The sequence below is a fragment of the Streptomyces melanosporofaciens genome (genome assembly GCF_900105695.1).
Lineage (GTDB): Bacteria > Actinomycetota > Actinomycetes > Streptomycetales > Streptomycetaceae > Streptomyces > Streptomyces antimycoticus.
Window position 1 is genome coordinate 5,754,327 of sequence record NZ_FNST01000002.1, and the last position, 23,305, is coordinate 5,777,631.

A 23,305-nucleotide genomic window follows, 5' to 3' on the forward strand; every position below is an offset into this window, starting at 1 on the left:
AGCCATCCGAGCGAACGCCTCGTCAGCGTCCCGGAAGAGCCCGGAAACACCGGGCATAGCAGCACAATGAACCGTCTTGCCGACAATGCTGAGCGTGTGCCCGTCCTCATCGCGGGCGGCTCCCTGGTGGGCCTGTCCGCCTCACTGTTCCTGGGCCGACTGGGGATCGGTCATCTACTGGTCGAAAAACACCCGCGCACCTCGCACCACCCGCGCGGACGGGGGAACAACATCCGGACGATGGAGCTGTTCCGCACCGCCGGAGTGGAGCCCGCGATCCGCGAGGCCGCGTCCGTCCTGGCCGACAACCATGGAATCCTGCAGACCCCGTCGCTGACCGGCACGGAGGGCAACTGGCTCTTCCGGGAGATGGATCCGGGTGGCAAGGCCGCCCGGATCAGCCCTGCCGGATGGTGCCTGTGCAGCCAGAACGACCTGGAGCCGGTGCTGCTGAGCGCGGCCCAGGGCCTCGGTGGCGATCTGCGGTTCTCCACCGAACTGATCTCCTTCGAGCAGGACGCGGACGGGGTCACCGCCGTGCTCCTGGACCGCAGGTCCGAACGGCGCTTCACGGTCCGCGCCGACTACCTCATCGCCGCCGACGGCCCCCGCAGCCCGGTACGCGAGGCGCTCGGCGTCGGGCAGAGCGGACGCGGCGAGCTGTTCCACAACGTGTCCATCACCTTCCGCGCCAAGCGGCTCGCGGACGCGGTCGGGGACCGCCACTTCATCGCCTGCTACCTCACCAACCCGGAGGCGGACGGGGCGCTGCTGCCCGTCGACAACCAGGAGCAGTGGGTCTTCCACGCCCCCTGGCACCCCGAGCACGGCGAGGCGCTGGAGGAGTTCACCGACGAGCGCTGCGCGCAGCACATCCGTACCGCCGTCGGCATGCCCGACCTGGAGGTCGAGGTCACCGGAAAGGCCCCCTGGCACGCGGCCGAGCGGGTGGCGGACCGCTACTCCGAGGGCCGGGTCTTCCTCGCCGGGGACTCCGCGCACGAGATGTCGCCCACCGGCGCCTTCGGCTCCAACACCGGTATCCAGGACGCCCACAACCTGGCATGGAAGATCGCCGCCGTCATGGGCGGCTGGGCCGGCCCCGGGCTGTTGGAGACCTACGGCATGGAGCGGCGCCCGGTCGCCCAGGCCACCAGCGCCCGCGCCGCCGCCCGTTCGGCCGAACACAGCCACCCGGGCTATTCGGCGCCCGCCAGCGAGGACCGGGGCCCGCAGAGCAATGTCATGGCCGTCGCCATGGGTTACCGCTATGTGCGCGGCGCGGTCGTCGGCGCCGACGCCGCCGCGCCCGCGGTGCCCGACCACTTCACGGTCTCGGCCGAGCCCGGCAGCCGCGCGCCCCATATGTGGGTGCACCGCTGCGGGGTGCGGCTGTCCACCCTCGACCTGTACGAGCGCACCTGTGTGCTGCTCACCGGGCCGGGCGGATCCTCCTGGTACGAGGCGGGCCACCGCGCCGCCGACGCCCTCGGCGTACCGCTGGACTGCTACCGGGTGGGCGACGGACCGGACCATGAACTCGCCCCCGAACCGGGCGCCGACTGGGCCGAACTGCACGGCACCGCCCCCGACGGGGCGGTCCTGGTCCGCCCCGACGGCTTCGTCGCCTGGCGAGTGGAGCGCTCGGTGCCCAATCCGGAGGCCGCGCTGACGCGTGCCCTGCGCGAGGTACTGAGCCTGGACGGCTGACGCCCGTTCCCGGGCGCCCCGCCTTCCGGGCGCCCCGGCCTTCCCGCGCGCCGCCCGCCCGTGGTCGGCGGGACGCTCCGCCGACCGGGTGGCGACCCCGGACGGCGGCGCCCGGGCGGGCGCGGGACCTGCGGGCTTCCGGGCCCCGGCCCCCGGGCCCCCGGGCCCGGTACGCGGGGTCAGCCCGCGGCCTCGCTCCGGGCGTCGCCCGCACTGCGGCGCCGTAGTCGGCGCCACAGTGCGGGGGTCGTGCTGATCACTACCGTCAGCACCACGGCCGCCGCCACGCCCTCCCACGGTTCCGGGAAGAGCGAGCCGCCCAGGATCCCGATGAGCTGATACGTCAGCGCCCAGGCCAGCGCCGCGGGCGCGGCGCCGTGGGCGAATCTCCGCAGTGGCCAGCGCGCCAGCAGGCAGGCCAGCATCACCGGTATCCGGCCCGCCGGGATCAGCCGGGACAGCACCAGAACCGCCACGCCGTGCTCCTCCAGCCGCGCCTGCGCCTGGTCCAGCCGTTCCGGCGCGGCGTGGTCGTGGATCCGCTCGAGCCACCGCGAGCCGTTCTTCGAAGCCACCCCGCGCCGCCCGAGCCAGTAGAGCATCACGTCGCCCGAGAAGGCCGCCAGCGAGGCCACCCCGAAGACGACCAGCAGCGACAGCGGGGGAGCGGTCTGGTGGATGGCGACCACCGCGGCCGAGGAGACCACCGCACCGGTGGGCACCACCGGCACCAGCGACCCGAACACGACCAGCAGGAACAGCGAGGGATACCCCACCGCCTGCTGGGTCGACTCGGAGGGCACGCTCCGGGCCAGGTCCACCAGCTCCGCCAGATCCCCCATCACCTGGCGGGCTCCAGCCGGACGCACTCCCCGTGGCCCAGCCGGTGCACCACCGTGTCGGGGGCCAGCCGCCCGGCGTGGCGCACGAAGTCGTCGCCGGGGGCGTGGAATTCATGCGGACGGATCGCGTCCATCCCGATCGGCCAGTACGTCCCGTAGTGCACCGGCACCGCGCAACGGGCCCCCAGCCGCGCCAGTGCCTGGGCCGCGCGGCCCGCGTCGAGATGGCCGGGGCCGAGGTAGGGCCCCCAGCCGCCCACCGGAAGCAGTGCCACATCGCATGCGCCCACGGCCTCGGCCATCCGGTCGAACAGCCCGGTGTCGCCCGCGAAGTACGTGGTCGACTCGCCGCTCAGCACATACCCCAGCGCGGGCACCCGGCTCGGCCCGTACGGCAGCCGCCGTCCGTCGTGCTCGGCCGGTACCGCCCGGATCCGCACCTCGCCGACCGTGCACACATCCCCCGGCGCCATCTCGGTCACCCGCAGCCCCCGCGCCGCCACCACCCGCCGCAGCCCGGGCACCGCCCGTCCGGCCCCGCGCGGCACCACCAGCCGGGTGCCGGGCAGCAGTTTGGCCAGCGAGCCGGGGTGCAGATGGTCGGCGTGCAGATGCGAGACCAGCGCCACGTCGGCCACCGCCGCGGCGGCCGGTGGCACGGCCCCCCGGCGGCGCCGCAGATGGGCCAGGCGCCGTACGAACAGGGGGTCGGTCAGCACCCGCACCCCGGAGTCCCGCACGGTCGCGGTGGCGTGCCCCCACCAGGTGATCTCCACCGACATCTCCCGCCTCCGTCCCTCGGGCCCGTCCGTCCGATCCTCTCACCCCGCCGGCCGGGGCATGGCATCCGCCCGACCGGGGTATGCATGAGTCATGCATGATGACACGGAACGAGTGGCGAACCTGCTGGGGGCCACGGCACTGGCGATCACGGACGATCTGCTCAGCGCCCCGGCCTCCGCGTCCCGCCTGAGCATGAGCGCGGCCGCCGCGCTGATCGTGCTCCGCGCCGACCCCGGCGTGAGCGTGACCGAGCTCGGCCGCCGGGTGGGGCTGACCCAGTCCGCGGCGGTGCGGATGGTCGACGGGCTGGAGCGGGAGGCGCTGGTCGAGCGGCGCCGCACGATCGGCAACTGGACCGGGGTCCACCCCACTGCCAAGGGCCGGCGGACCGCCGGCCAGCTGCTGACCTCGCGGACCTCCCAGCTCACCGGGGTGCTGGACGGCCTCGGCGATACGGAGATCCGCCACCTCGGCACGCTCCTGGCGAAGCTGCTCGAGGGGCTCTACCAGGGCAGTGGCTCGGCCGACCGGATGTGCCGGCTGTGCGACCGGGCCGCCTGCACCCCGGACGGCGTGGAGTGCCCGGTCGGCGCCGCGGACCGGGCGGCCGCTCGGGCGGCGGCCGAGGACGAGGCCCGTACGGACCATGGGTGAACTGCTCGCCCTCGCCTCGGCGCTCTGCTTCGGCACCACCCACTTCCTGAGCGGCCTGGTCTCCCGCCGCCGGCACGGGGTGACGGTCGCGGCCTGGGCACAGCTGGCCGGCACGGTGGTCAGCCTCGTCCCGGTGCTGCTCACCCAGGGCGCCACCGCCCCGGCCCCGGCCCTGGCCTGGGGTGCGCTCTCGGGGCTCGGCACCGGTGTGGGGGTGGCCTGCCTCTACTGGTCGATGAACAAAGGGCCGATGAGCGTCGTGGTGCCGGTCAGCGATGTCACGGCGGTGGGCCTGCCGGTGCTGGCCGGGATCGCCTTCCTCGGCGACCGGCCCTCGCCCCCGGCGCTCACCGGGATCGCGCTCGGGCTGCCCGCCCTCTGGCTGGTCTCACGCGGCGAGCGCGGCGAGCGCGGCGAAGGCGGCGAGGCCCGTCCGGCGGAGACACCGGCCGCCGCCCGGGCCGGGCGGGCACAAGGGGCCGACCATCTGTCCCCGGCCCTGGTCATGGCGCTGGTGGCCGGGGTGGGCCTGGCCGTGCACTTCTTCGCGCTGGCCCGGATACCGGCCACGGCCGGATGGTGGCCGGTGGTGGTCAGCCGGGCCGTGTCGGTGGCCGTCATCCTCGCGCTGTTTCCCGCGACCGGCGCCCGGCTGCGGCTGCCCCGCCGCGAGGTCGCCGTGGCGGCGGTGGCGGGCGTCCTCGGCACGGTGGCGACCGTCCTGTATCTGCTGGCCACCCGGCAGGAGTTGCTGTCCGTGGCGGTGGTGCTGTCCGCGCTCTATCCGGCGGTGCCGGTGCTGCTCGCGCTGACGTTCCTGCGGGAGCGGATCACCCGGCCCCAGGCCGTCGGGCTGCTGGGCGCGGGAGTGGCCATCGGGCTGATCGCCCTCAACTGACCGCCGACGATGGGCGTCCGACCACGGGGACCGGCGCCTGCCCGCGCGAGACCGGCGCCGGGCGAAAACCCATGGCCCGGTGGACGGCGCGTACGTCACGATGACCGACGCCGCTTCCCGTCCCACGAAAGGACACCGTCGTCCTCATGAGCCGTGCCCTATGAGCCGTGCACTCCACCAGCGCGCCGTCGTCGCCGACGCCCATAACGACCTGCTGATCGCCGTCACCGCCCGCCCACCGCACCGCTGGGCCGGCTACTTCCGGGAGCGCTGGCTGCCGCAGCTCCGCGAGGGCGGCGTGAATGTGCAGGTGCTGCCGGTCTTCATCGACGAGCAGTTCCGCCCCGAGGGCGCGCTGCGCGAGACGCTGCGGATGATCGAGTGCGCCCACACCCTCGCCGAGGGCAACGCCGACGAGGTACGGCTGTGCCTGGACGGCGACGACATCGACGCCGCGCTCGCCGACGGCCGGATCGCCCTGGTGCTGGCGCTGGAGAGCGCCCCCGGGCTGGACGCGAACGTCGAACTCCTCCCGACCCTCCACCGCCTCGGGGTGCGCATCGCCTCGCTCGCCCACTGGGGCCGCACCGCCCTGGCCGACGGCAGCGGTGAGGACGCCACCGGAAGCCGGCTCACCGAGGCCGGGGTCCTGGCGCTGAGGGAGATGGAGCGTCTCGGCATCCTCTTCGACGTCTCCCACCTCGGCGCCTCCGGAGTCGCCCATGTGCTGGAGCTGGCCACCCGCCCCGTACTGGCCACCCACTCCTCCGCCCGCGCGCTCCTGGACCACCATCGCAACCTCACCGATGAGCAGTTGCGCGGGATCGCCGCGACCGGCGGGATGGTGTGCGTCAACTTCCTCGGCGAGTTCCTGGCCACCGCCCAGGCCGACCGCACGGTGGACCGGCTGGCCGACCACATCGTCCATATCGCCGAGGTGATCGGCGTCGACCGGGTGGGTCTGGGGCCGGACTTCATCAAGGAGGTCAGCGACGACACCACCCCGCCCTGCTGCGAGGACGTCGAGTACGCCCGGCTGCTGGTCCCCGGCCTGGAAGGCCCCCGCGGACTGCCTCTGGTGACCGAGGCGCTGGTCCGAAGGGGCCTTCCCGAGGGGGACGTCGAGAAGATCCTCGGCGGCAATGTGCTGGAGCTCTTCCGCAAGGAGCTGGGACGCCCCGCCTGACCGGTGCCCGAGGACCTGACAGGGGCCCGAGGACCTGACAGGTGCCCGAGGACCTGACCGGTGCCCGAGAACGGCCGCTACCCCCCGATGGTGGCCGAGAAGGCGTCGATCGCGGCGAACGTGACCTCCGGGGCCTCCCGGGTGGGGATGTGACCCGCGCCCGGGATCAGCTCCAACCGCGCCCCCGGGATGGCGGCGGCGTACGCACGGCCGAAGTCGGGCGGGACGACGGTGTCCTGCTCCCCCCACACCGCGAGGGCGGGCACGCTCACCCGGGCGAGCCGGTGCAGCAGCTTCGGATCGGACCTCGTCGGGCCCGCGTAGGCCACCAGCGCCTGGAGGGCCGCGGGCGAGGGGCCCCGGCGCGGTGCCGATGCCGGTGCCGGTGCGCCGGAGCCCGGACCGGGCGGCGGGCCGGGCGGACCGGGCGGGGCGGTGGGGAATTGCGGCTCGTGCCCCTCCACATGCGGGCCGAAGGCGCCCATGATGACCAGTCCGCCGATGCGGCGGGCCCGGTCGCGCACGGTCATCTCGGCGGCGATCCAGCCGCCGAAGGAGACGCCGACGACCAGGACATCGCGCAGATCGCGGTCGTCCAGCAGGTCCAGATAGGTCTCGACGAGGTCGCCCACGCCCGAGAACCACGCGGGCCGCGGGGTGTCCTCCCAGCCCGGATGGGTCGGCGCCAGCACCCGGGAGGTGGCGGCGAAGTGGTCCACGATGTCGGTCACGGAGGCGGGTCCGCCGCCGCCGTGCAGCACGAGCACGGGCCGGCCCGCGCCCACGTCCCGCACCGTCAGGGGAAGGCCGGCGTAGGGCTCGATGGTGAATCCGGTGGTCTGGTGGGTGGTCATCGGGCCTCACCGCCGGAGGTGACCGCGGTGAAGGTGTCGCACGCGATCCGCAGGCCGTCCGGGTGGAAGAAGCCGGTGAGGTTGTCGGCGGATTGCGCGGCCGCCTCTTCGGCGCGCGGGAACATGGGTGTCTCGTAGGCGTTCAGAGCCGTCTCCAGGTCGTCGTGGGTGGCGAGGGCGAGGGCGAGTTCCGCGCCGTCGAGCATGGCGAGGTTGGCGCCCGCCCCGCGAAGGGGGACATCAGATGGGCGGCGTCGCCCAGGAGCGTGACGCCGGGCGTCCGCTCCCAGCGGTGGCCGATGGGCAGGGCGTGGATGGGCCGGGGGACCAGCGGGCCGTCGCTGTCGGCGATCAGCGCGCGCAGCCCCTCGTCCCAGTCGGGGAAGAGGTCCAGCAGCCGCTTCCTGGCCGCCGCCGGGTCCGCCGGATCGATCAGGCCCGAACGGCTCCACTCCTCCGGGGCCTTGACCGCGGCGTAGACGCGGATGCGGTCGCCGCCGTTGCGCTGGGCGATCAGCCCCTTCTCGTCGGCCAGGGCGAACATCGTGCCCCGGCCGACGAGTTCGGCGACGGCGGGGTGCCGGGCGTCGACGTCGTGCAGCAGACAGTCCACGAACGAGATTCCGGAGTAGACCGGGTCGGCGTCGGACACCAGGGACCGGACCCTGGACCACGCCCCGTCGGCGCCGACCAGCAGATCCGCCTCGACGGTGCGGCCGCCGGACAGGGTGAGCGTGGGCCGCCCCGCCGCGCCGAGCGAGACCGCCCGCACCTTGTGGCCCCAGCGGACCGTCTCCTCGGGCAGCGCGCCCAGCAGCAGATCCCGTAGCGCCCTGCGGTCGATCTCGGGCCGTTCTTCTCCCTCGTCTCGCGCGCCCGGTTCCGGCGCGGGGATGCGGAAGCCGACGGCCGCGTCCTTGTCGAGCAGCCGCAGCTCCCCGTCCTCGGGGCGGCTGAGCGGCCGGAATTCCTCCAGCAGACCGGCGTGCAGCAGCGCCCGCTGGCCGGACTCGGGATCCATGTCCAGCGAGCCGCCCTGGTCGCGTGCGGTCGCCGAGGCGTCCAGTTCGTAGACGGTCGAGGCGATGCCGTGGACGTGCAGAACGCGCGCCAGCGTCAGCCCGCCAAGACCTCCTCCGACGATGGCGATACGGGGTGCTCCGGACATGGCAATGCCTCCCAGGCTCGGCGCCGGTGCGCGGCGGATGGAGACGAGCGTAGGGCGACGAACGCGTTCGTGGCAAACGCGTTCGTGACGAACGCGTCTGTGGCGAACACGTCTGGGACGAACGCGTTCGTGAACAGGTACGATGGCGTCATGACAGCGCATCCCACCGCCCCGCAAAGCCGCCGGGAACGTCCGGCCAAACCGGCCCTGACCAGGGAAGGCATCATCGCCACCACGGTCGGGCTCATGCGAGCCGAGGGCCTGGAGCGGGTCACGATGCGCCGCCTGGCCAAGGAGCTGGACACCGGGCCGGCCTCGCTCTACGTCTACGTCCGCAATATCGCCGAGCTGCACGCGGCCGTCCTGGACGAGCTGCTCGGCGAGGTCGACCTCAGCCCGGCCGGGGCGAGCGGCGACTGGCACGACCGGCTGGTGCGGATCCTCACCTCGTACACCGCGGTGCTGTTCGAGTACCCCGGTCTCGCCCAGTCCGCGCTGGTGGCCCGCCCCTTCGGGAAGCACTATCTGCGGCTGGTGGAGGCGATGCTGACGCTGCTGGACGAGGGCGGCCTGGAGTCCGACCGGGCCGCGTGGCTGATCGATCTGTTGCTGCAGTACGGCACCGCGACCGCGGCCGAGCACGCCCACCGGGTCCCCGGCGACACCCCCCAGGACCAGGCGGACTGGCAGGCGCTCGCCACGGTGGTGCGGGACGTCTCACCGCGGACCCATCCGCATATCGCCGCGCTCGGCCCGCGGCTGCTGTCCGGGTCCCCGCAGGACCGGCTGGCCTGGGGGTTCGACGTCCTGATCGCCGGGGCGCGGCACACCCCGGTGCCGGAGGTGCTCTCCCCGTCCCCGGCGGACCTCGGGGACCCGGCGGACATCGAGCCCTGAGGCGGCGGCGCTCGGGGGACCGAGGCGGCGGCGATCAGCCGCGCCCGGCGGGCCGCTCGCCGGTGGTGAGCCGGGCGATGTTGGACCGCTCGCCGTAGGTCACGGGCCGGACCCGGTAGGAGGCCCGTTTCTCGTTCGGCAGGGTGATCAGCCCGAAGGAGTTGATGTCCGGGTCGAGCACGGCGACCGGACGGAAGGAGCCGCCGCCCCGCGGCCGGTCCTCCAGCAGATAGCCCCGCTCGCCCTCGGCGTGGTCGGTCCAGGTGAACCGGATGCCGTTGGCGTGCATGATCTTCGCGCGCAACTCGGTCGGGGTCGCGGCGGGCCGCCGGGCGGGGCTGGTGCGGACACCGGCCCGCCGGATGGTGCGCGGCGGCGCCCAGGTGTGCGCCTCGCGCTGTTCCGCCTTGGTGAACGACCCCTTCGGCAGCGTGACGTCCACCGGCCGGGACGCGGGTCCGTAGTACGGCCGCACCCGGTAGTAGAAGTGGGTCTCCGGTATCAGATCCGGGTGCCGGTAGGTGGTCTGGCCGAGCGGGGCGTAGGTGAGGATCGTCCAGGGCCCCCGGAGCTCGGTCGCGAACTCCACGATCCGCCCCGCGGCGCCCGGCGCCCTCCCGTGCCAGCTCAGCTTCGCGTCGACGGGGGAGACCCGGGTGACGGTGAGCACGGTGCCGGTCCGGGGCTCCCGGGGGGCTTCCGGGGAGGCGCACCCGCTGACTCCGGAAAGCCCGGCGACGGCGAGAACCGCCGCCGCCAGGGCGCGTACCGAGCCGCTCACTTGCGCCAGAACTTCACGTTGCTCCACACCACGGTGGCCGGGCCGTTGCCGCTGCTGGTGCGGTACGCCCCGAACTTGTCGTAGAAGCTGCCACCGGGGCTGTCCACGGTGTGCTTGAGCGAGCCGTTGATGTACGTACGGTGCTCCTCGCCCACGTCGTGCACCGTATTGACGCGCACGGTGGCCCCGACCGTCCCGGCGTTGGACAGGGTGTCCCCGCCGTGCACGGCGTACAGCCGCCCGCCCCGCTCGACCGCGAGCATGAAGTACGGACCGGCGTCGCCGTCGGTGTCGTTGAACGTCTGCTTCAGGCTGATCCGGGTGCCGCCCATGCTGGTGACCCGGAAGTACCCCTCGAACTGGTGGGTTCCCCCGTTGTAGGTGTCATAGCGCCGCTCGGCCCGCTGGTCCCCGCTCGCGGTGGAGCAGGTGAGGGTGAAGGTGAGGTTGTCGACCTGCCCGCACCCCCGCTCCTGCACCTTGAACCCCGGCGACTCGGACGACCAGCCGCCCGGCTCGACCTCGGCGTGCGCGGCGCCCGAAGCCGCCAGCAGCAGTCCGCAGGCGGCCGAGATTCCGGCAATGACGCGGTATTTCGTGGACACCGTCCGACTCCTCTACTTGACCCAATAGCGGATGTTGCGGAACCGGGCCTCGGCCCGGCCGTTGCCGTGGTGATAGACGCCGTTCTTGAAGTGGCGGGTCGCCGGGCCCCGGTCGTCGACCGTCAGCACCAGCTTGTCGTCGGCGTAGACCTGGATCTTTCCGGTGCCCGCGTCATGGGCCACCTTCAGGTTCCACCACTTGTTGTAGATACCGGACTTGATGACGGTGTCCGTATAGCGCCTGAGCGTTCCTCCGTTCTCGCTGGAGGCCCGGAACATGATGTCGGTGGCCGGTGTTCCGCTCGGGTGCTTGACCCGCAGGATCTGCATGATGTCCGCGCCGTTCGTACCGGATGGCACATACACATCGGCGTCCCACATGTGCCGCCCCGAGGTGTACTCCTGCTTCCACCGCATTTCGGTGCGCGGATCGGTGCCGCTGCCCTCTTCGAGCGGCTCATCGGTGGAATTCACCCACATCGTGTGGGTCTTCGAGCCCGAGTCGTAGCGGTAGCGCTCGCTCAGGTCGAGATTCCACGGCTTGTGCATCGAGTATGTGAACGACGTCTGCGTCCATCCGTCCGTCGGTGACGCCGCGGCCTCCTTCGCCGTGGCCGTCCCTCCGGACGCGACTCCCGCTGTCAGGATCCCCATGAGTGCGGCGACGGCCATGGCCGTCCTGGTGTGTGGGGAGCGTCTGGCGCGTCTGGTGGTGCGTAACGCGGGCATCATCGGGCCCACCTCCGGTCTGTTCCGTTCCCTGGATGGATCATGGTCTAGACCAAGAGTCAACGTAGGGCAAGGATCAGGGCGTGTCCATATCAATGAACGGAATTCACGACTGTGGGTCGGTGGCGGTCAACTCCGCCGCAGCGCCTTCACCATGACCAGCTCCCTGGTCACACCGTCGGCCAGCAGATCCCCCGGCTCCTGGGTGGCGACGAAACCGTGTCGCTCGTAGAGGGCGATCGCCGGGGCGTTGCCCGGGAGCACCGCGAGCCGCAGCGCCGTGGCGCCCGCCCGCAGGGCCCAGGTCTCGACCGCCGCGATCAGCCGGCCGCCCACGCCCTGGCCGCGTGCCTCGGGGCTGACCCAGACGGACCTCAGCTCCGGCGGCCCGCCGTCCCCGGGGAGGCCGCCCGCCATTCCGACGGCCCGGCCGTCCAGCAGGGCGACGATGTGGTGGGCGCCCGGCACCTCCAGCCGGGCGCGCCACCGCTCCTCGCCGCCGCGGTGCCAGTCGGCGAGCCGGGATTTGAAGGCGTGCGGCGCCTCGGCCAGCGCGGCCCGGCGGACATCCCGCCACAGGGGCCAGTCGTCCGTCGTGACCACGCGCAGCTCCACCATGCGGCCGAGTCTCCCGCATCGTCGTACGCCACCGATCGCCGTCGCGTGCCGCCGATTCCGAGGGGAGATGGCCGGGTTCAGCCCGCTGTGCCATGCTTTGAGGAGAGGCGCCAACCCTTTCGAGGGGGGCGCGGCAGCGAAGGCCCCGCCGGTGGTCGTGACCGGTCGCCGCGCGAAGGCCGATCAAGGGCCCGGGTACGCCCCACACGACCGGCGGTCCGCGCACGGAGGCGGTGCAGGCGTGCTGTGACCGGGCATGTGCTGACGTTCACGGGGACCGCGGTGGTGGCTGTCTATGTGCTGGACGCGGAAGGTGCCGAGCTGCGGTTGGCCGAGACGGTGCGCAGCGCCGGACGGTCGTACGCGCTGCCGGCAAGCTACCGGCTGTCCGGGCGCTCGCCCGTCACCGACGCCCTCCGCGCCGGCCGCCCCCTGTGGCTGAACCCCAGCGAACTCGCCGCCTACGGCCCCACCGGCCCCACCACTCCGGAAACCCCCACCACGCCCGGCGTCTCGCTGGGGTGCTGCCGCTCGGCGGGGACGGCAAGGGGCTGGGGTGTCTGGTGGTCGTGGACGAGTCACCCGGCGGCATCGACGCCGACCGCCGGGGCTTCATCGAGCTCTACGCCCACCATGTGGCCGCCGGGGTCGAGGCGGCCGGGCCGGAGGCGCTCACCCAGCCGCATCCCGACCTCCCCGGCCCCACCCTGGACCGGCTGCGGGTCGGCTCGTTCGTGCTGCACCTCGGCAGCGGGCGGCTGACCGCCGACACCCAGGTGCTCGACCTCTTCGGCATCGCGGGGAGGACTTCGACGGACGGGTGGAGACCCTGCTGTCGGTCACCGTCCCGGACGACGTACCCGCCCTGATGTCGGTCCTGGAGCCCGATGTGCTGACCTCCGGCACCGCCCAGCTCGAGTTCCGGATCCGGCGGCCCAACGGTGAGCTGCGCTGGCTGGGCCTGCGCGCCCAGGTGGAGACGGGGCCGGACGGCACGCCCCGGCGCATGCTCGGGGTGGCCGCGGAGACCTCGTATCTGCGGCCCCGCGCCGACGAGGTGTCCCTGGTGCAGCGGCTGTCCGCCGCCCTGGCCGGGGCCACCACCGTCCGGGACGTGGGCCGGGCGGTGGTCGGCGCGCTGCGCGATCCGCTCGGGGCGGGCCGGGTCGCGGTCGCCGAGGTCCAGGCCGAGCAGCTGGTGGTCGCCGTCCTGGCGCCCGCCGAGCCCGCCGCCTGGCCCGAAGTGTGGCGGTCCGCCTGGCGGTCCGAATGGCCCGAGCCGCCGAGCCATGCCCTGCCCACGCTGGCGGAGGCGCTGCGGGAGGGCCAGGTCAGCATCTGGCCCGAGGGCTCCGCCCTGGAACCCGGGCTCGCCGGTATCGGCCCCGGCGGCCTCGCCGTCCTCCCGCTCCCGGCGGACGGCCGGATCGTCGGGGTGTGCCTGATCGGCTGGGAGCGGCGGCATGAGTTCGGCCCGGAGGAGCGCTCGCTGCTGACCGCGACCGCCGGTCTGGTGGGGCAGGCCCTGGTGCGCGCCCACGCCCTGGACGCCGAGCACGAGCTGGCCACCATGCTCCAGCGCAGCCTGCTGCCGCGGAAGCTGCCGGAGCTGCCCGGAGGGGTGGCCGTCACCCGCTATCTGCCCGCGACGATGGGCCTGGAGGTGGGCGGCGACTGGTACGACGTGATCCCGCTGGCCGACGGCCATGTGGCCCTGGTCATCGGGGATGTGCAGGGCCACAGCGCCGCGGCCGCCACCATCATGGGCCAGATGCGCACCGCCATCCGGGCCTACGCCGTGGAGGGCCATCCGCCCGATGTGGTCGTGGCGCACGCCAACCGCCTGCTCGTCGGCATGGAGACCGACCTCTTCGCCACCTGCTGCTACGCCGACCTCGACATGGAGGAGGGCGAGGCGTGGTTCGTCCGGGCCGGACATATCCAGCCGCTGCTGCGCCACCCGGACGGCACCACCGAGGAGCTCGACGTCGAGGGCGGCCCGCCGCTGGGCGTGGTCGCGGACGCCGAGTTCCCGATGACCGCGGCCGGGCTGTCCTCCGGCACCCTGCTCGCCCTGGTCACCGACGGTCTGGTCGAGTCCGCCCGGCTCGACCTGGACGACGGGGTGCGCCGGGCGCGCCAGGCGCTCGCCCGGGCCGACCCGGCCGACCCCGGAGGGGTGGCGGACGAGCTGCTCGGCGGACACAGTCGCCGGGACGACGATGTCGCGCTGCTGTTGCTGCGCTACGACGGGATGCGGGTGCGGCCCACCCGGGCGAGCTGGACGGTGTGGCGGCTGCCCGACGCCGTGATGCACGCCCGCCGCTTCACCGCGCGCACCCTGCGCAACTGGGGCCTGGCGGACGAGCTGGACGTGGCGCTGCTGGTCACCTCCGAGCTGGTCACCAATGCCCTGGTGCACACCCGGGGCGAGGTGCGGCTGAATCTGACGCTGACCGCGGACCGGCTGCGGATCGCGGTGAACGACCCCTCGCCGCGCACCCCCGTCAAACCGGCGACCGTGGACTGGGAGGCGACCGGCGGGCGGGGGCTGCTGCTCATCGAGGCCATGTCGCAGACCTGGGGCTCGGTGCCGCTGAGCGGGGGCAAGCAGGTCTGGGGCGAGCTCTCCCTGTCGTCCCCGCGGGAGGAGCCCGGGAGTGGGCCGCCCCGGAGGAGCCGCCGGAAGGGCCGACCGACGCGGATGACGCACCGCGGGCGGAGGGGACGAGGGGAGGAGAGGGAGGAGGACAAGGCGATGAGCCGCTCCCGTACGACCGCCTGGACGCACGCTGCGATGCGCTCCAGGACGCACGCTCCGGCGCGCTTTCGGACGCACGCTGCGACGCGCTTCCGGACGCACGCTCCTACGCGCTTCCGGAGACACACTCCGACGCGTGCCCGGACGGACGCCCCGACCCGCTCCCGGGCGCGCGCTCGCCTGCGCGCGGCCATCGCCGTCACGGCGGGCCTGGGCCTTGCCGTGTCCCTCGCCGCATGCGGCAACGCGGCCCAGGTCGGCCAGCCGGTCGGCGCGACCGGGCCGCACCGCGGGCCGCTGCGGATCGGCCTGCTGCTCCCGGAGAACGAGATCGTCCGTTTCGAGAGCATGGACAAGCCCCTGATCCAGGAGCGGGTCGAGCAGCTGTGCCCGCGCTGCACGGTGAGCTACTCCAGCGCCCAGCACGATCCGGCCGCCCAGCGCAACCAGATCGAAGCCATGATCACGAACGGGGTCGATGTGCTCATCCTGGACGCGGTGGACACCAAGGCCGTCCGCCACTCCGTGATCCAGGCCCGCCGCGCCAACGTCCCGGTCGTCGCCTACGACCGACTCGCGGAGGGGCCCATCTCCGGCTATGTCTCCTTCGACGGCGCACGCGTCGGCCGGCTCCAGGGCGAGGCGCTGCTCGAGGCGCTCGGCCCGAACCCCGAGAACCGCCAGGTCGTGATGATGAACGGCTCGTCGACCGACCCCAACGCGGACTGGTTCGAACAGGGCGCGCGCTCGGTCCTCCAGGGCAAGGTCAAGATCGTCAAGTCCTACGAGACCGTCGGCTGGCGGCCGGAGAACGCCAACCGCAACATGTCCGCCGCCATCGCCGCCCTGGGCCCCCATGCCATCGACGGCGTCCTCGCCGCCAACGACGGCCTGGCCTCGGGTGTCATCACCGCCCTCAAGACGGCCCGGATCCATCCGATGCCCCCGTCACCGGCCAGGACGCCGAGCTCGCGGGCATTCAGCGGATCGTCAAGGGTGAGCAGTACATGAGTGTCTACAAGCCGTTCAAGCCCGAGGCGTACACCGCCGCGGAGATGGCCATCGCGCTGGGACACGGCACCTCGCTCAAGGGGATCGCGGGGCAGCGGGTCAACAGCGCCACGGCCCGTGGCATCCCCGCGGTGCTGCTCACGCCGGTGGCCGTGACCGTGCACAACATCAAGAGCACCGTCATCAAGGACGGTCTGTATCGCGTCGATCAGATATGCACCAAGAAGTATGTGGATGACTGCCGCAGAGCCGGGCTCATCGGCCGGAACGGCTCATCGCACGACGCGGGATGAAGGGAGGAGCGGATGGCCCGACCGTCGGCCCCGCCCCTGCTGGCGCTGCGTGGCGTCTTCAAGCGCTTCGGCGCGGTCGAGGCGCTCACGGACGTCGATCTGGAGATCCACGCCGGTGAGGTCATCGCCCTGGTGGGTGACAACGGCGCGGGGAAGTCCACCCTGGTCAAGGTGATCGCGGGGGTCGAACCGGCCGACACGGGCGTCCTCGAATGGCGGGGCCGCCCCGTCCACATCGGCCGCCCGCACGACGCCCAGCATCTGGGGATCGCCACCGTCTACCAGGACCTGTCGCTCTGCGACAACCTCGATGTCGTCGGCAACCTCTTCCTCGGCCGTGAGATCAGCCGGATCGGCGTCCTCAACGAGGTGGAGATGGAGCGCCGTACCCGCGATCTGCTGGCCACCCTCGCCATCCGCATCCCCGATGTGCGCAGGCCCGTCGCCTCCCTCTCCGGAGGCCAGCGGCAGACCGTCGCCATCTCCCGGGCCCTGCTCGGCGAGCCGCGCCTGGTCATGCTGGACGAGCCCACCGCCGCCCTCGGCATCGAGCAGACCGCCCAGGTCCTCGATCTGGTGGAACGGCTGCGCGAACGCGGCCTCGGGGTGCTGCTGATCAGCCACAACCTGGGCGACGTCAAGGCCGTCGCGGACTGGGTCGCGGTGCTGCGCCTGGGCCGCAACAACGGGTTCTTCGACGTCACCACCACCTCCCAGGAGCAGATCGTCTCCTCCATCACCGGCGCGTCCGACAACGCGGTGACCCGGCGTGTGACACGGGAGGGGGAGTTGTGAGCGTGCCCGGCGGGATCGGCGGACCCAGCGCGCACGGTGCCGAACGCTTCGCCGACGCGTTCGGGCGCAAACTGGGCGGTGGAGCGCTCGGCTCCGTACCGGTCGTGCTCGGACTGCTCGCGATCTGGCTGATCTTCCAGATCCTCAACCCGCACTTCCTCTCCCCGCGCAACCTCTCCAACCTCAGTGTGGACATCGTCGGCACCGGCATGATCGCGGTCGGCGTGATCTTCGTTCTGCTGATCGGTGAGATCGATCTGTCGGTGGGTTCGGTGAGCGGCCTGGCCTCCGCCCTGTTCGCCGTGTTGAACGTCAACTACGGCATGCCCGAGCCACCCGCCATCGTCCTGGCCGCGCTCTGCGGTACGGCGGTCGGCTTCGTCCACGGCTTCTTCACCGCCGTGGTCGGCGTCCCCGCGTTCGTGGTCACCCTCGCCGGACTGCTGGGGTGGTATGGCCTGATGCTGGCCATCATGGGCGCCTACGGCACCATCAACCTCGACGATCAGGGCCTGGTCGCCAAGCTGACCAACTTCTACTTCTCCGATGTCGCCGCCGCCTACGCCCTGGCGGCGCTCGGCACGGCCGGATACTTCCTGACCGCCTGGCGGGACGGCACCCGCCGCCACGCCGCCGGAGTGCCCTCCCGCTCCCCGGTCGAGATCGCCCTGCGCACCGGGCTGCTCGCGGTGATCGCCTTCGCCGCCGCGTATGTGCTCAACCAGTTCCAGGGCCTGCCACTCGCCCTCCTGGTCTTCCTGGTCGTCCTCGTCATCCTCGACTACGTCCTGCGCCGTACGACCTACGGGCGGATGATCTTCGCGCTGGGCGGCGGGGTCGAGGCGGCCCGCCGCGCCGGGGTCAATGTGGTCTGGGTGCGGACCTCGGCGTTCATGATGTCGAGCACGATGGCCGCCATCGGCGGCCTGTTCCTGGCCTCCCGGATCAACTCGGTCAGCCAGACATCGGTCTCCACCGACCTGCTGATGAACGCCATCGCCGCGGCCGTCATCGGCGGCACCAGTCTCTTCGGCGGCCGCGGCAGCACCTGGTCCGCCCTGCTGGGCGTGCTGGTCATCCAGTCGATCGCCTCGGGCGTGGCACTCATGGACATCCAGACCGCCGTGCAATTCATGATCACCGGCGGGGTGCTGCTGCTCGCCGTCGTCGTCGACTCCCTGTCCCGCCGCGCACAACGGGCACACGGCCGGGCCTGATATCCGGCGGTCCCCTTCCCATCAAGCGTCCGGCGGGCCATTCGCACTAAGCGCTCGTGTCGTTCTTGCCGCTGATCGCGGCCGTTCGGCAGGCTGCGGGGCAGCATTGGCCGACCGAGTTATGAGTTTTCGAGAAAGGTGGTCTGGTGAAGAAGGCTATTCGCGTGGTGGTGCTGGGCGCTTCCGTTGCCTGCGCCCTGCTTTTCGGCGGCGTCAACGTGGCACAGGCCCAGAAGTGGCCGGTCCTTCCCATGGAGTTCTTCGGCGGTCTGACCGGTTCGGGAACGGATCAGCGCAATGCGTGCGAATCCAGATTCGGGCCACTGGGAGCACCCGGAACGAGTAGTGGAGGCAGCAGCAGCACCCCGGCCCAGCCGGCGCCGGCCGGCGGTCTGGGCTCCGACTGCCAGAACACCCGCGGCTAGGGGACCGCCCGTGGCCGACATGGGAGGGACCGGCCCCGGCCGGTCCCTCCGGTCCCTCGTGGTTCTGGCGGTGGCCGCCGTCGTGTTGCTCGCCGCCGCGTGCTGGCACCTCGCCACGCTCTTTCTGGCCGTTACGCCGGACAATCCGGTGAAGAGCCGGTATGCCCATGTGATCAACGGGCATGTCTATCCGGAATTCAGCCAGGGCTGGCAATTGTTCGCGCCCGAGCCGCTCCATGAGAACGTCGTCGTGAAGGCCAGGGTGCGGACTGCCCGGGAATCCGGAAATCCCCGTACGGGGCAATGGGCCGATTTGACGTCTCGGGACGTCGAGGCCATCCGGCACAACCCCGTTCCCAGTCATACGCATCAGAACATGCTGCGTCTGGCGTGGAACTTCTACCAGAATTCCCACAGCCGGCGGGACGTTCCGCTCGGCATGCGGGGAATCCTCTTCGCCGACTATCTCAAGCGGATCGCGCTTCAGCGCCTTGCGGGGCGACTCCACGGGGAGCGGGCCGTCTCCGTACAAGTGCGCGTCACCGCCAGGCCGGTGCCTCCACCGAGCTGGAGCGACCGGACGTCGTCCGCGCAAAGGGCCCGCCACCGTACGTTGCCGTGGTGGCCGGTGAAGGACCAGGACCGCAGGGGGCTGTGACATGAGCATCGACCACCGCACCCACCCCCCGACGCGGCCTGTCGCCGTCCCCTCGGCGGACCCGGGTTCCGGCGAAGGCCGATGGCGGGCGGCGACGGCCAGGGCGATCGCCTTCGCCTGCGCTTCGCATGCGCGGTATCAGTGCGCCCTGTTCCGGATCGGCCTGGCCGGACTCGTGCTGGCCTTTCTGCTGCGGGAGTGGCCGCATCGGCGGGTGCTGTACGGGGACCGCAGCCCCTGGGCGCTGGACATGGCGGCCCGCCTGCTCACGGAGAACCACTCCTTCACCGTGCTGACCTGGAGCCCCGGACGCTGGTGGTTCGAAGCCGTCTACCACGGCGCGATCCTGGTGGCGGCCCTGCTGATGCTCGGCTGGCGGACCCGGGCCACCTCGGTTCTGTTCCTGATCGCCGTTCTCTCGCTGCAGAACCGCAATCCGCTCATCGGGGACGGCGGGGACAACGTGATCGGCGTGATGGCCATCTACCTCGCGTTCACCCGATGCGGAGCCGTCTGGTCCCTCGACGCGCGCCGCGACCGCCGCAACCGCAGGAACGGCCGGGTCGACAGGGCCGGGTTCGTGATGTGGCAGATCCTCGGGGTCGCCCTCCTGTGGGTGTCGGACGGCTTTCAGGGGACCGCCTGGGCGGCGGTGCTGTGGACGTTCTGGGGCTGCCAGGGGCTCTGGTACGCGGCCCGCCGATGGTCGCGGGGAGCGTGGTCGCGTGAACTGCTCGACGCGATGACCACGATGCTGCACAACTGCGCGATGCTGGTGATCGCGGCCCAGGTCTGCCTCATCTACGCCACAGCGGGCTGGTACAAGGTCCAAGGCACCCGCTGGCAGGACGGCAGCGGGCTCCACTACGCCCTGCACCTCGACTACTTCAGCCCCTGGCCCGGACTCGGCAGCCTCCTCGCGAGCCATATGCTCCTGATCGTCCTGCTGGGCTACGGGACCGTGGTGATGCAGGTGGCCTTCCCCTTCGTGCTCGGCTACCGCCGCCTCAAGATCACGCTACTGGCGGTGATGATCCTCGAACATGCCGGAATCGCCGTCCTGCTCGGCCTGCCCTTCCTGTCGGCGGCCATGGTCGTCTGTGACGCGGTGTTCCTGCCGACGGCGCTTCTCAAGCCCTCGCGAAGCTCAGGAAGTCGGCCCAGGCGGTAGCGGGTATGTGGAGGCGGGGACCGTCGGGGTTTTGATCCGGGCCGAGGGCCTGGGACCTGATCGATGACCACATTGGGCCGGGCTGCGCACTCGACGAAATATGCGTATTGCGCGCGCATGATTTCCGGCCCGCCGAGCTGACGTCGAAGCGTGGGCTCGTCGAGGATCACACTCACCACTGCCATCGGCTCGCGGTCGAAAAGGGCCTGCGGTCCAGCCGGTAGGGCGTATTGCGAAAGTCAACGTCGGGACGGCGGTTTCCGCCATAGCGGTGGTTTGCCGTCCCGGCCGCCGTTCTGCCCGGTGCGCCGCCAGGACACTGGCCGGGGCGGCCGGGGCGCCGCCGTGGAGGGCGGGAGAGCGCATGGCCGACAGCAGGATCCTGGTCGCGGTACCGGAACACCCTCGGGGTGAGGGCGCCGAGGCCCAGCAGTTACGGAAGATCCGGGACGCGATCGAGGCGGGCGGCTTCGAAGTCCGGTGGGCGGTAACGGCGGAGGACGCGGACGCGGTACTGCGCACCGAGGCTGGTCTGGCGGCGGCGCTGGTGACCTGGGACCTTCCCAGGGCCGCCGGTGACGGGCCCGGCGCCGCGCTCGCCGCGCCGGGAGGCACACTCGCCCGGCCGGGCAGCACCCTCGACGGGACCCCAGGCGGCGGCGCTGTGCTGCGCCGGATCGGCCGCCGATTCCGGGACCTGCCGGTCTTCTTGGTGATGGCCGACGAGGGCCTGGGGGACCTGCCGCTGTGGGTGTCCGAGTCGGTCGTGGGCTACGTCTGGCCGCTGGAGGACACCCCGGGCTTCATCGCGGGCCGCATCACCACCGCCGCCCACGCCTACCGGGAATCCGTGCTGCCGCCGTTCTTCCGGGCACTGCGCCGCTTCGACGACGCCCACGAATACTCCTGGCACACCCCGGCCCACTCCGGCGGTGTCGCCTTCCTCAAGTCGCCGGCGGGACGCGCCTTCCACGACTACTTCGGAGAGCGGCTGCTGCGCAGCGACCTGTCGATCTCGGTCGAGGAACTGGGCTCGCTGTTCGAGCACACCGGCCCGATCGGCGAGGCGGAGCGCAACGCGGCCCGTGTGTTCGGCTCCGAACTCACCTACTTCGTGCTGCACGGCGACTCGACGTGCAATCGCCTGGTAGGCCATTTCAGCGTCACCCGCGACGAGATCGCGCTGGTGGACCGCAACTGCCACAAGTCCGTGCTGCACGGCCTGGTCGTCTCGGGTGCCCGGCCGATCTACCTGGTCCCCACCCGTAACGGCTACGGCCTGGCGGGACCGCTGCCCCCGGCCGAGATCGCCGCGGACGCGGTGGCGGCCCGGATCGCCGCGCATCCGCTCACCGAGGGCGCGGTGTCCCCGCACCCGCAGTACGCGGTGTTCACCAACTCCACTTACGACGGCCTGAGTTACGACGCCGTAGCCACCGCTCGCGCGTTCGCCGCCAGTACGCCCCGGGTGCACTTCGACGAGGCGTGGTTCGCGTACGCCCGTTTCCACCCGCTCTACGCCGGCCGTTACGGCATGTCGGTGGACGAGGATGCCTTCCCCGGCCCGGACCGCCCGACCGTGTTCGCCACCCAGTCCACGCACAAGCTGCTGGCGGCGCTGTCGCAGAGCGCGATGGTGCACATGCGATCCGCACCGCGGGCACCGGTGGAGCATGACCGGTTCAACGAGGCGCTGATGATGCACGGCACCACCTCGCCCCTCTACCCGATGATCGCCTCGCTCGACGTGGCGACGGCGATGATGGACGGCCCGCAGGGCGAGTGGCTGATCGACGAGGCGGTGACCGAGGCGATCCGCTTCCGTCAGGAGATGGTGCGCCTGCGACGGCGGATCGAGAGCGCCGGGGACCGGCCGCCGTGGTTCTTCGGGGTGTGGCAGCCGGACACGGTCACCGACCCGGCGACCGGCGAACGGCTGCCGTTCGAGGAAGCTCCGCCGGAGCTGCTGCGCACCGAGCAGTCCTGCTGGCTGCTGGAGCCCGGCGCCGACTGGCACGGTTTCCCCGGGCTGACCGAGGGCCACTGCATGTTGGACCCCGTCAAGGTCACGCTGACCTGTCCGGGGATCAGCGCCACCGGCGAGATGGCCGAGGAGGGCATCCCGGCCCGGGTGCTCACCGCCTATCTGGCCACCCGGAAGATTGTGGTGGAGAAGACCGACAGTTACACCACGCTGATCCTGTTCTCCATGGGCATCACCAAGGGCAAGTGGGGCACCCTGCTGGACGCCCTGACGGATTTCAAGGCCCTCTACGACGCCGACGCCCCACTGGAGCGGGTCCTGCCGGAGGCCGTCGCCGCGCATCCCCGCCGGTACGCGGGCCTGACCCTGCGCGGGCTGTGCCAGGAGATGCACGAGCAACTGCGCTCGGTGCGCCTGGTGGAGCTTCTGGACACGGCCTTCCAGCAGCTCCCGCAGCCCGTGGCGCCACCTCAGCACTGTTACCAGCGGCTGGTGCGGGGTGACACCGAGCGGGTCCGGATCTCGGAGGCGGCGGGCCGGGTAGCGGCCGCCATGGTGACGGTCACCCCGCCTGGCATCCCGGTCCTGATGCCGGGCGAGTCCATCGGCGCACCCGACGGCCCGCTGCTGCGCTATCTCACCGCCCTGGAGTCCTTCGACCGCCGCTTCCCCGGCTTCCGCAGCGAGACCCACGGCGTGACCAACGACGAGGACACGGGCGACTACCTGATCGAGTGCCTGATCCAGGGCGCGGGGCAGATGCCGGGGCACTCGCCCGGGCGTGTTGGTTAGGGTCTCTTGGGAAAGTGCTGGTCACAGCCACTCGTTGAGGACTGCGACCAGCACTGTCGCCTCGCAGCGGACGGCGAGCTTCCGGTCGACTGCGAGGCCGGCCAGGACCGAGTCGGGGCACCCGAATCGCCTCCAGGACCGGCCCGAACATTCACATCCCAGGTGATCAGGCCCTTCACGTCGGCCTCGGCCTGGAGCTGGGTGACGATCCGGGCCCAGGTGCCATCGCGCTGCCAGCGCCGGAACAGGTCGTAGGCCCGGTCCCACGGCCCGTAGCGTTCTGGCACATCACGCCAGGGAGCACCGGTCCGGGTCCGCCACCGTATGCCGTCTATCAGCTGCCGCCGAGTCCATACCGGCGGACGGCCCGGCTTGATGCCCCGCGGCAACAACGGCTCCAGCCGGGCCCACTGGCCATCCGTCAGATCACCCCACCCCACGGAACGTGATCACCACGACCAAGATCCACTTTC

19 protein-coding genes and 4 pseudogenes are annotated in these 23,305 nt (G+C 72.1%); 13 read left to right on the forward strand and 10 right to left on the reverse strand.

The window, feature by feature from the left end; all coding sequences use genetic code 11:
- Positions 1 to 66 precede the first annotated feature (66 nt).
- Positions 67 to 1,710, forward strand: a complete 1,644-nt coding sequence (locus tag BLV72_RS27715; RefSeq protein WP_093465613.1) for an FAD-dependent oxidoreductase — start codon at positions 67 to 69, stop codon at positions 1,708 to 1,710.
- A gap of 179 nt (positions 1,711 to 1,889) precedes the next feature.
- Here the strand turns inward: BLV72_RS27715 and BLV72_RS27720 are convergent, their stop codons facing one another.
- Positions 1,890 to 2,552, reverse strand: a complete 663-nt coding sequence (locus tag BLV72_RS27720; protein ID WP_093465615.1) for a DedA family protein — start codon at positions 2,550 to 2,552, stop codon at positions 1,890 to 1,892.
- A complete protein-coding gene (locus tag BLV72_RS27725) occupies positions 2,552 to 3,334 on the reverse strand; it encodes an MBL fold metallo-hydrolase (protein ID WP_093465616.1) in 783 nt (260 codons plus the stop codon). Before BLV72_RS27725 ends, BLV72_RS27720 begins: the two co-directional genes overlap by 1 nt.
- 91 nt (positions 3,335 to 3,425) lie before the next feature.
- Here BLV72_RS27725 and BLV72_RS27730 point away from each other — a divergent pair, with 91 nt between their 5' ends.
- From BLV72_RS27730 to BLV72_RS27740, 3 genes are all read left to right on the forward strand, one after another.
- Positions 3,426 to 3,989 (forward strand): MarR family winged helix-turn-helix transcriptional regulator, encoded by a 564-nt coding sequence (locus tag BLV72_RS27730; protein WP_093465618.1) that lies wholly within the window; start codon positions 3,426 to 3,428, stop codon positions 3,987 to 3,989.
- Positions 3,982 to 4,887 (forward strand): DMT family transporter, encoded by a 906-nt coding sequence (locus tag BLV72_RS27735; RefSeq protein WP_093465620.1) that lies wholly within the window; start codon positions 3,982 to 3,984, stop codon positions 4,885 to 4,887. Before BLV72_RS27730 ends, BLV72_RS27735 begins: the two co-directional genes overlap by 8 nt.
- 160 nt (positions 4,888 to 5,047) lie before the next feature.
- Positions 5,048 to 6,073 (forward strand): dipeptidase, encoded by a 1,026-nt coding sequence (locus BLV72_RS27740; protein ID WP_093465621.1) that lies wholly within the window; start codon positions 5,048 to 5,050, stop codon positions 6,071 to 6,073.
- A 77-nt stretch (positions 6,074 to 6,150) separates the two neighbouring features.
- Here BLV72_RS27740 and BLV72_RS27745 read toward each other — a convergent pair whose 3' ends face one another.
- The gene (locus BLV72_RS27745) at positions 6,151 to 6,927 is read right to left on the reverse strand and encodes an alpha/beta fold hydrolase (RefSeq protein WP_093465623.1); all 777 of its coding nucleotides are present in this window, start codon (positions 6,925 to 6,927) and stop codon (positions 6,151 to 6,153) included.
- Positions 6,924 to 8,100, reverse strand: a pseudogene (locus BLV72_RS27750) (FAD-dependent oxidoreductase). The gene BLV72_RS27745 and the pseudogene BLV72_RS27750 overlap by 4 nt, the downstream one beginning before the upstream one ends.
- A gap of 145 nt (positions 8,101 to 8,245) precedes the next feature.
- On the opposite strand from BLV72_RS27750, the gene BLV72_RS27755 reads away from it, so the two are divergent.
- Entirely contained in the window at positions 8,246 to 8,992 is a 747-nt protein-coding gene (locus tag BLV72_RS27755; RefSeq protein WP_093465624.1) for a TetR/AcrR family transcriptional regulator, read from the forward strand.
- A gap of 34 nt (positions 8,993 to 9,026) precedes the next feature.
- Here BLV72_RS27755 and BLV72_RS27760 read toward each other — a convergent pair whose 3' ends face one another.
- From BLV72_RS27760 to BLV72_RS27775, 4 genes are all read right to left on the reverse strand, one after another.
- Positions 9,027 to 9,773 carry a fibronectin type III domain-containing protein gene (locus tag BLV72_RS27760; protein ID WP_244320998.1) on the reverse strand — a complete coding sequence of 249 codons (747 nt, stop codon included), beginning with the start codon at positions 9,771 to 9,773 and terminating at the stop codon, positions 9,027 to 9,029.
- Positions 9,770 to 10,378 (reverse strand): hypothetical protein, encoded by a 609-nt coding sequence (locus tag BLV72_RS27765; RefSeq protein ID WP_093465626.1) that lies wholly within the window; start codon positions 10,376 to 10,378, stop codon positions 9,770 to 9,772. The genes BLV72_RS27760 and BLV72_RS27765 overlap by 4 nt, the downstream gene beginning before the upstream one ends.
- A gap of 12 nt (positions 10,379 to 10,390) precedes the next feature.
- Positions 10,391 to 11,050 carry a cinnamyl alcohol dehydrogenase gene (locus BLV72_RS27770; RefSeq protein ID WP_093465627.1) on the reverse strand — a complete coding sequence of 220 codons (660 nt, stop codon included), beginning with the start codon at positions 11,048 to 11,050 and terminating at the stop codon, positions 10,391 to 10,393.
- 186 nt (positions 11,051 to 11,236) lie between these two features.
- The gene (locus BLV72_RS27775; protein WP_093465629.1) at positions 11,237 to 11,725 is read right to left on the reverse strand and encodes a GNAT family N-acetyltransferase; all 489 of its coding nucleotides are present in this window, start codon (positions 11,723 to 11,725) and stop codon (positions 11,237 to 11,239) included.
- Between the two features lie 261 nt (positions 11,726 to 11,986).
- Here BLV72_RS27775 and BLV72_RS50095 point away from each other — a divergent pair.
- The 7 genes and pseudogenes from BLV72_RS50095 to BLV72_RS27805 all read left to right on the forward strand — a co-directional run.
- Positions 11,987 to 14,363, forward strand: a pseudogene (locus tag BLV72_RS50095) (SpoIIE family protein phosphatase); the annotation flags it as partial.
- Positions 14,364 to 14,429: 66 nt separating this feature from the next.
- Positions 14,430 to 15,790: pseudogene (locus tag BLV72_RS50100) on the forward strand (sugar ABC transporter substrate-binding protein).
- A 12-nt stretch (positions 15,791 to 15,802) separates the two neighbouring features.
- Positions 15,803 to 16,585, forward strand: a complete 783-nt coding sequence (locus BLV72_RS27790; protein WP_093465631.1) for an ATP-binding cassette domain-containing protein — start codon at positions 15,803 to 15,805, stop codon at positions 16,583 to 16,585.
- 2 nt (positions 16,586 to 16,587) lie between these two features.
- Entirely contained in the window at positions 16,588 to 17,802 is a 1,215-nt protein-coding gene (locus BLV72_RS27795) for a sugar ABC transporter permease (protein ID WP_093465632.1), read from the forward strand.
- A gap of 146 nt (positions 17,803 to 17,948) precedes the next feature.
- Entirely contained in the window at positions 17,949 to 18,227 is a 279-nt protein-coding gene (locus BLV72_RS47405; RefSeq protein ID WP_143059812.1) for a hypothetical protein, read from the forward strand.
- A gap of 70 nt (positions 18,228 to 18,297) precedes the next feature.
- Positions 18,298 to 18,885 (forward strand): DUF5819 family protein, encoded by a 588-nt coding sequence (locus tag BLV72_RS27800; RefSeq protein WP_143059813.1) that lies wholly within the window; start codon positions 18,298 to 18,300, stop codon positions 18,883 to 18,885.
- A 1-nt stretch (position 18,886) separates the two neighbouring features.
- Positions 18,887 to 20,056, forward strand: coding sequence for an HTTM domain-containing protein (locus BLV72_RS27805; protein ID WP_208905749.1), 1,170 nt, complete (start codon positions 18,887 to 18,889; stop codon positions 20,054 to 20,056).
- 77 nt (positions 20,057 to 20,133) lie between these two features.
- On the opposite strand, the pseudogene BLV72_RS51110 reads toward BLV72_RS27805, so the two are convergent.
- Positions 20,134 to 20,241, reverse strand: a pseudogene (locus BLV72_RS51110) (Scr1 family TA system antitoxin-like transcriptional regulator); the annotation flags it as partial.
- A 179-nt stretch (positions 20,242 to 20,420) separates the two neighbouring features.
- Between BLV72_RS51110 and BLV72_RS27815 the strand changes: the two are divergent.
- The gene (locus tag BLV72_RS27815; protein ID WP_093465634.1) at positions 20,421 to 22,832 is read left to right on the forward strand and encodes an Orn/Lys/Arg family decarboxylase; all 2,412 of its coding nucleotides are present in this window, start codon (positions 20,421 to 20,423) and stop codon (positions 22,830 to 22,832) included.
- Here the strand turns inward: BLV72_RS27815 and BLV72_RS52090 are convergent.
- Positions 22,829 to 23,272 (reverse strand): transposase, encoded by a 444-nt coding sequence (locus tag BLV72_RS52090; protein WP_425288403.1) that lies wholly within the window; start codon positions 23,270 to 23,272, stop codon positions 22,829 to 22,831. The two genes, BLV72_RS27815 and BLV72_RS52090, sit on opposite strands and share 4 nt — an antisense overlap.
- Positions 23,273 to 23,305 lie beyond the last annotated feature (33 nt).